The organism is Lysobacterales bacterium (assembly GCA_016703225.1).
Classification (GTDB): domain Bacteria; phylum Pseudomonadota; class Gammaproteobacteria; order Xanthomonadales; family Ahniellaceae; genus JADKHK01.
Genome location: JADJCM010000001.1, coordinates 1392348 through 1405687 on the forward strand (window position 1 = coordinate 1392348; position 13340 = coordinate 1405687).

Below are 13340 nucleotides of genomic sequence, written 5' to 3' on the forward strand. Positions count from 1 at the left end.
CAATCTCTGTGGATAACTGTGTGGAGCAATGCTCCAACAAGCCCTGCCGAAGCCGGTGCGACGCGCCCTGCAAGCTGCCCGGTCAAAAATTAGCCACAAACTGTTTTCTTTGTATTTCAAAGACTTGCAAGCATGGCTCGGTGCAGGCGCGGGCGCCTACTGGGAAATCACGCCCCGGCTGGGTGGGGGTTGCGGCGCCTGTGAACTACGGCGCAATTCGCGCTTTCAGCAAGAATGCGGCGGAGCGGGTCGCGGCCGCGTTGTCAACCGCTTTCCCGCCGGTGCGTTGCAAGCGCAAGCCCCCCCCGACTGCAGCCAAGGCCCGCCTACAATGACCTCTACCCTGGCGATGCGATGGATGGACAGCGACAGTCCCGCGCGATCGCGCTCCGCTGCGGCGGCGGCGCGCAACCATGATGCCCTCGACGCCTTCTTGCGCGGCGTTGAACGGCGCGCGCTGCGCATGGCCGAGATCGGCGTCGGCAGCCGCGACGATGCCCTCGACATCGTCCAGGACAGCATGCTCACCTTCGTCCGCAACTACCGCGACAAGCCGGCGGCCGATTGGGCGCCGCTGTTTCACCGCGTGCTCGACAGCCGCATGCTCGACTTCCATCGGCGCCACCAGGTGCGTTCGCGCTGGCTGGGCTGGATCGACCGCATCGTCGGCCGCGACGGCGACGAGGACGCGCTGGCCAATGTCGCCGACCCGCGCGCGCCGCAGCCGTGGCAGCATGTCGCCGACGGCGAGACCGCGCAGGCCCTGGACGGAGCGCTGCGTACCCTGCCGAACCGGCAGCGGCAGGCGTTCCTGCTGCGCGTCTGGGAAGGCCTAGACGTCGCCGATACGGCGCGTGCGATGGCTTGCAGCGAAGGTAGCGTCAAGACCCATCTGTCGCGCGCGATGACCTCGCTGCGCGCGCAACTGGAGCAACATCATGGCTGAACATGACCGGGACGACGACACGTGGACGCAACGCATCCGCTCCGAACTCGAGACCAGTGCGCGCGATCTGGACGCGGCCACGCTGTCGCGGCTGAACCAGGCACGGCAGCAGGCGTTGCAGGCGGCGGCGACGCCGCGGCCGCGGGCGTGGTTGTGGCCGACGACACTGGCGACCGCATTCTCGCTGGCACTTGCGATCGCGCTGTGGCCGCAGCTGGTGCCGGAGGCAGTGCCGGTGCCGACCGCAGCGCTGCCCGACGACTTTCCGATGTTGGCCGAAGGCGATGGATTGGAACTCTACGAGGATCTCGATTTCTATGCCTGGCTGGATGCGCAGCCGGCATCGGGCTGAGCGCCGCGGTTGCGGTCGCGAGCGAGGCGCCCAGTGCCGAGTTGCTGCTCTACCTGGCCGAGTTCGCCGACGCCGAGGGCAAGCCGGTGGACCCGGTCCGCGTCACCGAATCCCTGCCTGCGACCACCGCAGACGCACCCAAACCCGAACCCGACACTCCGACCCCAGTGAAAAGCGATGACCCCGAACCCGCCCCCGAGAAGCCCGATGCAGCGCGCTAGCCGGCTCGCGCTGTTGCTCGTGCTGTTGCTGGCGGCGGTCAGCGCGCGGGCGCAGGAGAGCATCGCCTTCGATCAGCTGACCCCGGCCGAGCAGCGGGTGCTGATGCCCTTCGCCGAGCAGTGGCCGAACCTGCCGGCACAGACACAGCAGAATTTGCGGCTGGGAGCGCAGCGCTGGAATGCGCTCACGCCACAGGAAAAACGCGGCGCGGCCCAACGCTTCGGACAGTGGCAGCAGCTGCCGGACGCGGAAAAGCGCCGCGTGCGCGAACGCTACCGGGCGTTCCGCCAGATGCCGCCGACGCAACAGCAGCGCCTGCGCGACACCTTCCAGCGTTTCCAGCGGCTGCCGCCGGACCAGCGCGCGCAAATGCGCCGTCGCTTCGAGGGCATGGCGCCGCGCGAACGCCGCGCCTTCCTCGAAGGCATGCGTTCGGAGCAGCAGCTGGGTGCCCGTGAACGCATGCTGCAGGCGATTCCGCCGGAACAACGCGCCGCGACCGAGGAAATGATGGCGCGCTTCACGCCGCCCGAGCGCCAGCGGTTGATCGCACACATGCGCCAATTGGCTCCGGCGGAACGGGACGCGTTGCGCGTGCAACTGCTCGGCATGAGCCTGGAAGCGAGGCTGCAGCTGCTCTCCGGCCTGGCGCCGCCGCTTGGAGATCAGCCGAATCGCTGAGTTGTAGTCGCCGCCGACTCGTTGGCTGCCGCGGCCAGACGCAGCGGCGGATTCTGCAGGCGCGGCAGATCCACCACGAAGGTGGCGCCGCGACCAAGTCCTTCCGACTCGGCGCGCACCAAGCCGCCATGCAGATCGATCAGGTCCTTGACGATGGCGAGGCCGAGCCCGGTCGAACTCTCGCCGCCGGTGGGCCGCGCCGACAGGCGCTGGAAGCGGCGGAACAACTGCCGTCGATCGTCCGCTGAAAGGCCCGGGCCATAGTCGCGGATGGCGACGCGAACGCGTTCCGCATCGACCTCGATCCAGACTTCGATCAGCCCCTTCGGCGGCGAGAACTTGAGTGCGTTCGAGAGCAGATTGTCGAACACCTGGTCGAGCCGTTCGAGGTCAGCCAGGACCACCGCACCGCTGGCCGGGCGGAACTCGATCTGCTGCTGCTTGGCGGCGGCGCGCGTGGTGGCGCGGGCGATGGCATCGGCGAGCAGCACCGAGAGGTCGCAGGGCGCCTGCTGCAGCCGGATCTGGCCGGCATCGAGCACCGAGGACTCGAGCAGGTCGCTGACCAGCTTGAGCGTACGTTCGGCGGCGGCGATGATGATGCTGGCGTGGCGCCGTGCGTCCTCGACACTGCTGCGCTCGGCGCGGATCAGGTCAGCGAAACCGACGATCGAGCTGAGCGGATTGCGCAGGTCGTGGGCGACGATGCCAAGCATCTCGGTCTTGACGCGGTCGGCTTCCTCGGCGCGCGTGCGCGCCTGCTCCGCCGCTTGCAAGGCCAGCGCCAGGCGGGCGTTGACCTCGTTGCGCTGGCGCGCGGCGCGCCCACTCTCGACGAAACGCACGGCGAGCAGGATCGCAACGCCAAGCAGCAGCACCACGGCTGCCGCGAACGCGCGCTTGAGGCTGGTTTCCTGAGCCAGCATTTCCGCGTGCTGTTCGCTTTCGGCGCGCAAGGCGAGCAGTTCGCGCTCGCGTTCGCGCGCATTGGCCGCGCTCGCGAGCAGGGCATAGCGCGCATCGCCCTGTTCCCGGAACTGGCGTTCGCGCAACTGTTGCGCCGATTTCAGCGCGGTCAGGGCCTCGGCGCTGTCGCCGCGCAGTTCGTGGACGTCGGCGAGTTGTTGGTGCAGTCCGATCTGAGTCGTACGCTCGCTCTCTCCCTGGCGACTCAGTTGCAATGCGTCCTGGGTGAACTTGAGCGCGCGGTGCATGCGCTCGCGGCGCCTGCTCGGCACCAGTTCGAGGCCGGCCCGATCCAGATGCCAGCGACCGAGCTGGCTGAGTGCCTCGATCATCTCGACGCGCGCGCCGACGCGACTTGCCAGTGTCAGTGCGTCCTCGAACCCGGCGATCGCGGCGGCTTCGTCGCCGCGCATCGCGGCCACGCGCGCCAGGCCGAGACGGGCGCCGCTTTCGCCGACCAGATCGGCGCTTTCGCGCTGCCCGCTCAGGGCGCGGGTGAACGCATAGTCAGCCTGGTCGGCAAGGTTGCGTGCGAGCGCGATGCGGCCGCGACCCATCCAGATTGCGGCGATGTCCTGAGGTGGCACCGGTTGCGCCGGGCTGGCGTCTTCGAGCTGCTGCAGGGCCGCTTGGTAGTGACGCTGCGCGTCGTCCCAGTCATTGCGACGCTCAAACACGCGGGCGATATTGATCGATGAAGCGACCAGCCCGGGAAGGTCGTCGAGCTGCGTCCAGAGCTTCTGCACGCGCTCATGTTGGGCGAGGGCTTCCACATCCAGCCCCTGACGCTCCAGCACGGCGCCGTAGCTGTTGCCCACCTTGGCGATCTGGCGCGGGTCACCGAGCAACTCCGCTGCCGCCATGGCTTCGACCAGATAGCCATTGGCTGCCTGCAGCTGGCCGCGCAGGCGCGCCACGCGGCCGAGATTGTGCAGCGCCTCGATGCGCCCGGACTCGTAGCCGTGCTCACGCGCGGCAACCAGCGCGTCGCTGGCCAGCGACTCGGCGCGTGCCGGATCGGAGCGTGCCAGGCTGGCCGCAGTCAGGTTCAGCTGGTCGACGTGAATCTGCGCGCGCGCGCGTGTGGTGTCCACCGCGAGGGAGCCGGTAGCGGTCGGCGCCGCTGCCGGAAGCGGACCGCACAGCGCACACAGCAGCAGCATCGACAACATCCATCGACACGGCAGCGGGAGCGGGTGGCAACAGCGCAGCGGAGACATCGGCGGTCCGGATACGGCAAGCTTGCCGCGCACCAAGGATACCCGAGGCACCGCCACCGTTTGTCGTTGCCGCAGCTTCGCCCGCGACCCAGGCAGCGGCGCAACATGCGCTTACCGACGGCTGCGGCACTGCGCTTGAGCGGCGCGTCGCGACCGCGCATGCTCGCGACCATGGACGCCCCGTTGCTGCTGCTGGTCGACGACGATCACCGCCTGCGCGAACTGACCGCGCGCTATCTCGAAACCCAGGGCTACCGCGTGGCCCCGGTGGCGCATCTGGCCGGCATGCGCCGCGAGCTGGAGAAGCGCCACGTCGATCTGATCGTGCTCGATCTGATGCTGCCTGACGGCGATGGACTGACCGCGTGTCGCGACTTGCGCGGCGCCGGGGTGACGACGCCGGTGATCATGCTCACGGCGCGTGGCGAGGACATCGATCGCATCGTCGGGCTCGAGATTGGCGCCGACGACTACCTCGCCAAGCCATGCAATCCACGCGAACTGCTGGCGCGCATCCGCGCCGTGTTGCGGCGCCAGCCGCCGGCGGCCGGGGCGGCCCCGCAGGTGCAGGCAGAAGTGGTGCGCTTCGGCCGCTTCGAGCTGGAACTGCACACCCGCATCCTGCGCCGCGACGGTTGCCCGCAATTGCTCAGCAGCGGCGAGTTTGCAGTGCTTGCGGCGCTGGTCCGGCATCCGCGGCAGACGCTCAGTCGCGACCGCCTGATGAATTTGGCGCGAGGCGTTGACCACCAGGCCAGCGACCGCTCGATCGACGTCATGCTGTCGCGCCTGCGCAAGCTGGTCGAGGACGATCCACGGCACCCGCGCTGGCTGCAAACCGTGCGCCAGCTCGGCTACGTGTTCGTGCCCGACGCCGCGGGCGTGCCGTGAGTCGGCCGCGTCTGCGCAGTCGCCTGCTGCTGTTGCTGGCGGCGGTGGTCGGCAGCGTGTTGCTGATCGCCGCCGCGGTGATGGCGCAACAAACGCTGGGCGAGGGCGCGACGCGGTTGGCGCGCATGGTCGGCGCAGCTGTGGCGGCGCTCGATCGCGCCCTGCCGCAGAACCGTGGCGCCGAGGAACGCGCGTCGCTGGCGCGCCTGGGCGTGCAGTTGTCCAACGCGCCGCCCCCGCACCAGGTGCCGGACACGCTGCTCGGACGCGAGTTGATGGCCACACTGCAACGGGATCGGCGCATTCCCGACGAGCTGCATTTCAGCACCGGTCCGCCGGTCCGCATCTGGTTCCGCTCGCGCAGCGTGCCGGAACTTTGGATCGGTCTGCCGCTCGAAAACCTGCGCGAACCGGTGGCGCGTGCCTCGATGTGGATCCTGCTGCTGGCCGGTGGCGTGGTCTGGGTTGGCGCCGGCGTGCTCGCGCGACAACTGCTGCGGCCGTTGGAGCGAGTTGCCGCGGCAGCGCCACGAGTGCTCGGGGGCGATCCCCCGGCCGACCTGCTCGATGGCGCGACACAGGAAACCGAGCAGCTGGTGGCGGCCCTGGCCGGTGCCGCGCGTGTCTTGCGCGAGCAAGCCGCGGCACGCGAACGCATGCTGGTTGGACTCTCGCACGACCTGCGCACGCCGCTGGCGCGGCTGCGCTTCGCGCTCGAGCTCGGCGATGACGCCGACCCGCTGGCGCGCGCCGGCATGCTCGACGACATCGGCGAAATGGACGCCTTGATCGGTGAAGCGATGGCGCTGGCCCGCGGCGCCGGCGACGAGGTACGCCAGCCGCTCGACCTCGGGCCACTGTTGGCGGAACTGGCCGCGCGCTTCCGCGTGCTTGGCGAGGTGCGCTGCCTACCCGTGGCGGCGCCGCTGCTGGTCGTGGCGCAGCCCTCGGCCTTGCGTCGCGCGCTCGCCAATCTGGTGCAGAACGCATTTCGCCACGGCGCCGCGCCGATCGAACTGTCGGCGCGCGCGCTGGGCGAAACCATCGAGATCGAAGTGCGCGATCACGGCCGCGGCCCCGAACAGGCCGACGTCGGCACCCGCGGGTTCGGTATCGGTCTGTCGCTGGTAGGCGCCGTCGCCGCGGCGCACGGCGGTCAGCTTGAACAACGCACGCTTGAACGCGGCTTTGCCGCGGTGTTGTGCCTGCCGATGACGCCAGCGAGCCGTCAGTGATCGATCTGGCGACGGCGACGGTCCGAGGTCGCGGGCTCGTCGTGGCGCGCACGCCCCAGTCCTGCCAACCTGGCAATGTTCCTGCATTACGCGCCCCTCAACGCAGGCCCATCGTGCGCACGGTCAATATCCGCCAACTCGAGAACAACCCCAGCATCGCTCTGGCGGCGGCGCGTGCCACCGACCTGGTGGTGGTGATGAATCGCGATACGCCACAAGCGCTACTGGTCGACCTGGAGCAACTGGGCGTGCCCGATCTGCCGGCGGTGCGCGTGGCGCTGGCGGTGTCGCTGTTCCGCGGCGGTTCGGTCTCTGCCGGCTTCGCCGCCCGCGTGGCCGGAAAACCGTTGGCAGCGATGTTGAGTTTGTTGTCCAGCATGGGCTTAGCGCTCACCGGCGAGGGCGCGGCGGATGAAGCAGACGATGAGATGCGACGAGCGCGCGACTGGCTGGCGAAGCCCGCGGGATGAGTGCGCGCCCGACGAGCTTCGGGCTTCCGACCAAGGCCCCGCGCAGCCGCCGCGTCGTCATCGCCGACGCCGGGCCACTGATTGCGCTGGCGCGGATCGAGGCGCTGAACCTGCTGCACGAATTGTTCGGTCGCGTGTACATCACGCGCACGGTTCGGGAAGAAATCCTGCCCGCCTCCGCCACCGATCGCTTCCCGGAGGCGGAAGGATTGCTGCGCACCTTGGCCGAAGGCTGGATCGAGGTCGTCGAGGTGGCATCGGACCAATGGACGCCGCTGAACCCTGGCGTCGACCCCGGCGAGGCAAGCACCATCCATGCCGCGTGTCTGTGGCGAGAGGCGGGCGACGCCGTGTTGCTCGTGATCGACGGCCGTGCCGGTCGCACGGAAGCCAAGAGCCGGGGTATCGCCTTGATCGGCACCGCGGCGGTGATTGGCCTGGCCAAGAGCGCGGGCAGGATTGCCGCTGCGCGTCCGCTGCTCGAGCACTTGACCCGGTCCGGCTACTTTCTCGGAACTGCCGTACTCGCTGCCGTACTCGCCGACGTGGGCGAGTAGATTGCAACCTGATTCGATCAGAGTTTTCACCGCGGCCTCAGTGGAGCCGCGTGCCGATGCGGAGACCGGGTCGACGTCTTGCTGCGCTTCAGCAGCATCGAGGCGCGGGCGTTTTAGTTCGACGCCTGCAGCTTCGGCAGGCCGCTGACCAGCCACCAGCGCTTGACGGCGTCGTCGTAGTGCCAGCGCATGCGCTCGACGGTGGAGCGGCTTTCCTGGGTGTGACGGTTGACGAAGTCGATCTGCACGATCTGTTCGATCTCGCCCGGCGCGATCAGGCTCGGCGGTTGCTCGCGATAGCCGGCGATCTGCAGTTGCTTCAGGCGCTCGATCTCGAACGCGGTCGGTTTGGCGGCATCCGGTGCCAGAAAGCCGACCGCTTCGTCGATATTGCCCCAGCGAATGGTCGCGGCGTACTGGTCGAGGATCGAATCGAGCAACTTGTCCTGCTTGCGCGTGGAACTGCAGGCGACCAGCGCGGCGAGGACGGCAAACAGCAGCGTGCGCAGCGTCAGGCTCATGTCATGCACTCCGTTTGGCGACAAACTTTCCGAACATGCGGCAGGCGACCCCGCCGCCTTCGGCGACTGCGACCTCGGCCATCATGGTGATGCGTGCCTTGCCGCGCGCGCGCAGGTCGGCGATGAACTGGTCCCAGTCCTGGCCGGGTTCGGCCGCAGCTTCGGCGGTGAGCGCGTCCCAGACCGGATTCAGGTAACTGATGGCGCTGTCCTGGACGAACACCTCGGCCTCCTCACCGGCCTCGGCCAGCTTGAGGTTGACCAGTCCCCAGGCAGCCAGCGTCATCAGGCTGGCGAGGCTGCCGCCGAAGGCACAGCCTTTGTCGTTGACGTTGGGTGCCAGCGGCGCCTGTAGCGCGATGCGATGGCCGTCGTAGTCGAGCACGCCGATGCCCATGGCGCGGGCCACCGGAATCGTCTCCAGGATCGTGCGTTCGAGCGAGATGGTGTCGTGGATCATGGCGCAGTCTGCCGACTTGCCCGCATGCAGTGCAAGCGCCGGCCGATGACGCGACCCCCGACAACGACTAACCTTCACGCCATGACTGCCACCGAACTCGAATCGGAATGCCTGCGCGGACGCAGCCTGGTGCTGACCCGACCGGCAGGCGAAAACCGCGCCTTCGCCGCCGAGTTGCGTCGTCGCGGGGCCGAGGTGGTGACCTTGGCGCCGTTTCGCGTGGTGGCGCGCAAGGACCCGGCGATCGCGCGCATCGCACTGCGCGCCGCCGCCAATGCCGATGTGCTGGTGTTCGCGAGCACGCTGGCGGTACGTCATGCGTTCGCGCTGGTGCCGGACTTCGTCGCCCGCGGCGCCGTCATCGCGCAGGGTCCGGCGACCCGCGACGCGCTGGCCGCGCACGGCGTGCACGCGGAGATGCCGGCGACCGGCTTTCGCAGCGAAGAGGTGCTGCAGCATCCGTGGCTGGCGCGCGCGCCGGGTGGTGCGCATCACCGGCGAGGGCGGACGCGACTGGCTGGTGCGGCGTCTGCGCGAACGCGGCGTCGATGCCGCCGATCTGCCGGTGTATGTGCGCATCCCTTGTGCCGCCCGAGTCGCGACCTTGCGCCACATCGACGCGATGGCGCAGCCGCAACTGGTCGTCAGCAGTCGCGAGGCGCTGCTGGCGCTGCCCGCCCTGCTCGGCGATACGCGCTGGTTGCGTCTGGCCGCGCAGACCCTGTTCGTCAGCAGCGACCGCCTGGCGGCGCTGGCGCGTGGCATGCACTGTCGCGACGTGGTGGTCGCGGCCTCGGCGCGCATGCTCGACCTGAGCGCCGCCATCGCGGGCGCGCGCTGATAGCATGGCCGCGTCTGTCGAAGTCGCTGCCATGAACGAGTCGAATCCCGAACGCCCCACACGCGCTGGTCGCGCTGCACTGATCTTCGCGCTGCTGGCGCTGGTGGCGTCCACGCTTGCGTTGGGCGCGCTTTGGTATGGGCTTGAAGCGATCGACCGCGGCGCCCAGGAACGCGAGGCGATCGCCCGCAAACTGCTGCTCGGCGAAGAGGAAAACGCCCACCTGCAGCGAAGTCTGGCCGACCTCACGCGCCGCATCGACGACGACGCCGCGCTCGATCGCAGCCTGCGCGATGAACTGCTCGGTGTGAGCGAGCGCGCGGCCCTGCTCGAACAGGCGATCAAGCGCGTCTCCGAGAGCCGGATGGACAGCGTTTCCGAGTTGCGTCTGAATCAGGCCGAGCTGCTGATGTCGGCCGGCATCGAACGCCTGCAGATTTTCCACGACGTTGCCGCTGCAATCACCGCCCTGCGCCTCGCCGACGCCGAACTGGCGCGGCTTGAAGACGCGCGTTACGCCGGAGTGCGGCAGAGCCTGGCCCAGGAGATCGTCGCGCTCGAAGCGGCGCCACAGCAGGCGCACGCCGAGGCGCTGGTGCAGTTGGCCGAGCTGCGCGCGCGACTGCCGCAGTTGCCGTTGCGCCACGGCGCCGTGGCGGTGCCTGCCACCGCGGCGGCATCGAGCCGCTTCGAGGCTTTGCTGCACGGGCTGGTGCGCGTGCGTCGCGTCACGCCGCGCGAGGCCGGGTTGCTCGGTCCGCTCGGGGCGGAAACGTTGCGCGCGGTGATCGCGCTCGACCTGCTGCACGCCGAGGAGGCACTGCGGCAGATGGATGCGCCACGTTATCGCGCCCTGGTAACCCAGGCCGGCGAGTCACTGGCGACCGGATTCGATCTCGAAGCGGCGGCCACGCGCGATGTGCGTTCGCGGCTCGCCCAGCTCTCGGCCTACCAACCCACGCCGTGGCCGCAGCCTGGCGTCGCGTTGCAGCAGCTGGTCAACCTGCGCCACACCCAGGACGTCGCGCACGGAGTCGAGCAGTGACCTTGTACCGGCTGCTGCTGCTGTTGCTGGTTGCGGCGGTGCTGGGTGCCTTGGCGGTGTACGGCTTACGCGGCGACACCGGTTACGTGCTGATCCAGCGCGGTGATCTGGCGATCGAGACGACGCTGGTCAACGCCGTATTCCTGCTGTTGGCAGCGCTGGCACTGCTGTATGTCGCGGTATGGCTGCTGCGCTGGCCGTTGCGGCTGTGGCAGGCCGGCGCGCGGCGCGGGGCGCGGCGGCGATTTCTCGACGGCATGATCGCGCTCGTCGCCGGCCGCCCTAGTCGTGCCGGCCAGCAGTTGCTCAAGGCGACGCGGCTGCCCTCGTTGAAGTTGCCGGCGCTGATCGCCGCGCACGCTGCCGCGCACGCGCGCGGCGATCGGGCCGAGGAAGTACGTCTGCTCGACCTGCTGACGGAAGCGGCGGAAACCCACGACCTGGCCACCGAGCTGCGTGCGCGCAACGAGTTGCTCGACGGCCGCGCCGGTGCCGCGATCGAGATGCTGGTGCCGCTGGCGCAGGCCTCGCGGCTGTCACCGATGGGTGCGCGCTGGCTGATTGAAGCGCTCTCCGGGCGCAAGCGTGCACGCGAAGCGCTGGCCTACCTGCCGCGCATTCGCCAGAGCCGGCAATTGCCGCCGGACGATTTGGCGCGCTTCGTCAGCCGCGTCCTGGTCACGGCGATCGAGCAGACCAGCGACGCGATCAACCTGCACGCGCTGTGGGCGGATCTGAATCGTGACGAGAAGCGCCTGCCCGAAGTTGCCATCGCCTACGCCCGGCGCGCGGTGCAGCTGAACCTGATCGCGCAGGCGGCGCAGGAAATCGAGGCGACGTTGAAGCATGGCTGGGCGCCGGCGCTGGTGCTGGCCTACGGCGCCTTGCCGCCGGACGCCAAGGTGGCGCCACGGCTTAAGCACGCCGAAGCCTGGCTCGAGGCGCACGCCAACGACGCGGCGCTGCTGCTCACGCTCGGGCGCCTCAGTCGCCAGGAGCATCATTGGATCAAGGCCGAGGACTATCTGCGGCGGGCGCTCGCCTACGGCGCCGGCGCCGATGCCTGGGAAGAACTCGGTCGTTGTTATGCCGAACAAGGCGATACCGAGCGCACCGCCAAGGCGCTGGCGAATGCGTTGGCGGTGCAGCATGGCGAGGCCCCGGCTTCGCTGATGGCGCGACACAGCGCCGAAGACCTGCTCGCTCCGCTGCCGGTGGCCGAGGAGCGCGACGACATGGGCATCCCGCGTCTGCCGCGAACGAAGACGTAGGGCGGCGACGACTACTCGAAACCGTCGCCGAAGATTGAACTCGATGACGGCGGATTGGGTGGCGCCAGCCCGTTACGCAACAGTCCGCCGCGGGCGGTGCCCCACAACACGCGCGCGTTGGCGCTGCCGGGAATCTGGTAGACGACGACGCCGGAATGGCTGGTACCGAGCACTACCTCGAACTCCGGATCGGAATCGATCTGCGCCACGGTGGGCGCCGCCAGTCCGCCGTTCCAAGTGCCGCCACGGGGCGCCGGCAGATCGACGCTGTGCAGCAAGGCGCCATGCGAGTCGAGCACGATCAACTTGCCGACGGCGGCGGCGCCCTTCTGCGGCCAGGTGCTGAAGATCACCTCGGCGTTGCCGTCGTCGTCGAGATCGACCACCGCGGGCTCGGCGGCGAAGCGGTAGCCGCTGCCCGGCACGGTGTAGGGCCAGGCGTGCTTCTCGGTCTTGTCCAGCCACCACGCGTGCAGCAAGCCGTCGTAACTCGCGAACAAAATCTCGCGCTGGCCATCGCCATCGAGATCGGCGAGCACGGCGTTGACCACCGCGTCCTCGATGGTCGCGTAGTCGCCCTGGATGGTCGGTCCGCCGCTCGCACCCGGGGCCGGGATCGCGGACCAGTCGAATGCCCCGGCCGCCCAGCGGGTGCGGTCGCGACGCAGGATCCAGGGCAGGTAATACAGATCACCGTCGGGATCGCCGATGGCGCAGTTGTACACGTCGCCCGGCACCACCAGCTCGAGGCTGCCGTTTCCGTCGAGGTCGGCGATGGCCGGCGCCGCGTTCGCGAAGTTGGGGCGATGCTGCAAGCCGCAATTGGCGTAGCCAGCGAGATCTGCCGCATGATCAACGTGCACGCCGACCTGCGCCCAGGTCTTCGGCTGTCCGCCGCTCAACCCGTACACCGTGCTCGCAGTCAGCTGGTTGCCGTTCGGGTGCAACGCGGTGATGTAGTGGGTGTCGGTGGGCGCGAAGATCTCGGCCTGGCCGTCGCCATCGAGATCGGCAATGGCGAGGTTCTCGTTGTACATGCCGGCGCCGTAACCAGGTTCGCCGGTGCGCCGCGCCGGCCAGCCTGCGCGCAGCGTGCCGTTGTGCTCGTAGACGCTGACCTGCAGATCGCCGCCGCTGGAGGCGCGGCCGACGACGATCTCGAGATCGCCGTTGCCATCGATGTCGGCCGCGGCCAGGCTGCGCACCTCACCGCCTGCAAACGGCGTGCGCGTCCAAAGCACCGCGCCGCTCACGCTGTACAGCGTCAGCTGGTTGCCGCCACGACCGACTGCACTTTCGAGCCCGACGACACCGAGATCGAAGTCGGCGACGGCGATCGCCGGCCATACCCGCTGCGCATTCGTGCCGCGCCATTTCAGCGTGCCGTCGGTGCCGTTCAGCGCGACCACGTCGTAGCTGCCCCAGACGACGTCGACCAGCCCGTCGCCGTCGATATCGGTAGCCGCGGGGCCGCTGTACCAACCGGTCTGGCAGCTCGACACCGAGCAGCCGCCATAGGCCCACTGCAGCGTCGGCGCGCCGATCTGGGCGTGCGCAGTAGTGGCCGCCAGCAGCAGCGCGAGACACAGCGTCGGTCGGTTCGCAAACATGGCGGGATGGTACGCCGGCGCCACCTGCAGTGCTGTGCCGCAGTTCGCGTCG

At 69.1% G+C, this 13340-nt stretch carries 15 protein-coding genes; 11 read left to right on the forward strand and 4 right to left on the reverse strand.

The genetic code is table 11. The features are described 5' to 3' along the window. The first annotated feature begins 358 nt into the window (after positions 1–358). Genes IPG63_06030 through IPG63_06045 form a run of 4 tightly spaced genes read left to right on the forward strand, consistent with a single transcriptional unit; the run spans position 359 to position 2201 of the window. On the forward strand, positions 359–946 hold the full coding sequence (locus tag IPG63_06030; protein MBK6726807.1) for an RNA polymerase sigma factor: 588 nt from the start codon (positions 359–361) through the stop codon (positions 944–946). Beyond that, a complete protein-coding gene (locus IPG63_06035) occupies positions 939–1298 on the forward strand; it encodes a hypothetical protein (GenBank protein ID MBK6726808.1) in 360 nt (119 codons plus the stop codon). The genes IPG63_06030 and IPG63_06035 overlap by 8 nt, the downstream gene beginning before the upstream one ends. 41 nt (positions 1299–1339) lie before the next feature. Then, complete coding sequence (locus IPG63_06040; protein MBK6726809.1) at positions 1340–1519, forward strand: hypothetical protein; 180 nt, start codon at positions 1340–1342, stop codon at positions 1517–1519. After that, complete coding sequence (locus IPG63_06045; protein MBK6726810.1) at positions 1506–2201, forward strand: DUF3106 domain-containing protein; 696 nt, start codon at positions 1506–1508, stop codon at positions 2199–2201. Before IPG63_06040 ends, IPG63_06045 begins: the two co-directional genes overlap by 14 nt. On the opposite strand, the gene IPG63_06050 is transcribed toward IPG63_06045, so the two are convergent. Further along, the gene (locus IPG63_06050; protein ID MBK6726811.1) at positions 2186–4330 is read right to left on the reverse strand and encodes a tetratricopeptide repeat protein; all 2145 of its coding nucleotides are present in this window, start codon (positions 4328–4330) and stop codon (positions 2186–2188) included. The two genes, IPG63_06045 and IPG63_06050, sit on opposite strands and share 16 nt — an antisense overlap. A 228-nt stretch (positions 4331–4558) precedes the next feature. Here IPG63_06050 and IPG63_06055 point away from each other — a divergent pair, with 228 nt between their 5' ends. From IPG63_06055 to IPG63_06070, 4 genes are all read left to right on the forward strand, one after another. After that, entirely contained in the window at positions 4559–5278 is a 720-nt protein-coding gene (locus tag IPG63_06055; GenBank protein ID MBK6726812.1) for a response regulator, read from the forward strand. Continuing rightward, entirely contained in the window at positions 5275–6513 is a 1239-nt protein-coding gene (locus IPG63_06060) for a hypothetical protein (GenBank protein ID MBK6726813.1), read from the forward strand. Before IPG63_06055 ends, IPG63_06060 begins: the two co-directional genes overlap by 4 nt. Before the next feature lie 113 nt (positions 6514–6626). Next, a complete protein-coding gene (locus IPG63_06065; GenBank protein ID MBK6726814.1) occupies positions 6627–6983 on the forward strand; it encodes a UPF0175 family protein in 357 nt (118 codons plus the stop codon). Next, entirely contained in the window at positions 6980–7540 is a 561-nt protein-coding gene (locus IPG63_06070) for a DUF3368 domain-containing protein (protein MBK6726815.1), read from the forward strand. The genes IPG63_06065 and IPG63_06070 overlap by 4 nt, the downstream gene beginning before the upstream one ends. Positions 7541–7653: 113 nt before the next feature. Here the strand turns inward: IPG63_06070 and IPG63_06075 are convergent, their stop codons facing one another. Together IPG63_06075 and IPG63_06080 are read right to left on the reverse strand one after the other, a co-directional pair. Continuing rightward, a complete protein-coding gene (locus IPG63_06075) occupies positions 7654–8061 on the reverse strand; it encodes a hypothetical protein (protein MBK6726816.1) in 408 nt (135 codons plus the stop codon). Between the two features lies 1 nt (position 8062). After that, positions 8063–8521, reverse strand: a complete 459-nt coding sequence (locus tag IPG63_06080) for a YiiD C-terminal domain-containing protein (protein MBK6726817.1) — start codon at positions 8519–8521, stop codon at positions 8063–8065. Between the two features lie 81 nt (positions 8522–8602). Between IPG63_06080 and IPG63_06085 the strand changes: the two genes are divergently transcribed. From IPG63_06085 to IPG63_06095, 3 genes are read left to right on the forward strand one after another with little or no spacing between them, the layout of a single operon-like run. Then, on the forward strand, positions 8603–9397 hold the full coding sequence (locus tag IPG63_06085) for a uroporphyrinogen-III synthase (protein MBK6726818.1): 795 nt from the start codon (positions 8603–8605) through the stop codon (positions 9395–9397). Then, positions 9394–10407, forward strand: a complete 1014-nt coding sequence (locus tag IPG63_06090) for a uroporphyrinogen-III C-methyltransferase (GenBank protein ID MBK6726819.1) — start codon at positions 9394–9396, stop codon at positions 10405–10407. The genes IPG63_06085 and IPG63_06090 overlap by 4 nt, the downstream gene beginning before the upstream one ends. Further along, on the forward strand, positions 10404–11678 hold the full coding sequence (locus IPG63_06095) for a heme biosynthesis protein HemY (protein MBK6726820.1): 1275 nt from the start codon (positions 10404–10406) through the stop codon (positions 11676–11678). Before IPG63_06090 ends, IPG63_06095 begins: the two co-directional genes overlap by 4 nt. An 11-nt stretch (positions 11679–11689) precedes the next feature. On the opposite strand, the gene IPG63_06100 is transcribed toward IPG63_06095, so the two are convergent. Further along, positions 11690–13288: a VCBS repeat-containing protein gene (locus tag IPG63_06100; protein ID MBK6726821.1), complete on the reverse strand. Its 1599-nt coding sequence runs from the start codon at positions 13286–13288 to the stop codon at positions 11690–11692. Between the last annotated feature and the right edge of the window lie 52 nt (positions 13289–13340).

What these genes read in the sequence shown, in the direction of transcription:
- IPG63_06070 (MBK6726815.1), top strand. Translation starts at nt 6,980, where the DNA reads ATGAGTGCGCGCCCGACGAGCTTCGGGCTTCCGACCAAGGCCCCGCGC.
- IPG63_06090 (MBK6726819.1), top strand. Translation starts at nt 9,394, where the DNA reads ATGAACGAGTCGAATCCCGAACGCCCCACACGCGCTGGTCGCGCTGCA.
- IPG63_06055 (MBK6726812.1), top strand. Translation starts at nt 4,559, where the DNA reads ATGGACGCCCCGTTGCTGCTGCTGGTCGACGACGATCACCGCCTGCGC.
- IPG63_06080 (MBK6726817.1), bottom strand. Translation starts at nt 8,521, where the DNA reads ATGATCCACGACACCATCTCGCTCGAACGCACGATCCTGGAGACGATT.
- IPG63_06075 (MBK6726816.1), bottom strand. Translation starts at nt 8,061, where the DNA reads ATGAGCCTGACGCTGCGCACGCTGCTGTTTGCCGTCCTCGCCGCGCTG.
- IPG63_06030 (MBK6726807.1), top strand. Translation starts at nt 359, where the DNA reads ATGGACAGCGACAGTCCCGCGCGATCGCGCTCCGCTGCGGCGGCGGCG.
- IPG63_06045 (MBK6726810.1), top strand. Translation starts at nt 1,506, where the DNA reads ATGCAGCGCGCTAGCCGGCTCGCGCTGTTGCTCGTGCTGTTGCTGGCG.
- IPG63_06050 (MBK6726811.1), bottom strand. Translation starts at nt 4,330, where the DNA reads ATGCTGCTGCTGTGTGCGCTGTGCGGTCCGCTTCCGGCAGCGGCGCCG.
- IPG63_06100 (MBK6726821.1), bottom strand. Translation starts at nt 13,288, where the DNA reads ATGTTTGCGAACCGACCGACGCTGTGTCTCGCGCTGCTGCTGGCGGCC.
- IPG63_06035 (MBK6726808.1), top strand. Translation starts at nt 939, where the DNA reads ATGGCTGAACATGACCGGGACGACGACACGTGGACGCAACGCATCCGC.
- IPG63_06085 (MBK6726818.1), top strand. Translation starts at nt 8,603, where the DNA reads ATGACTGCCACCGAACTCGAATCGGAATGCCTGCGCGGACGCAGCCTG.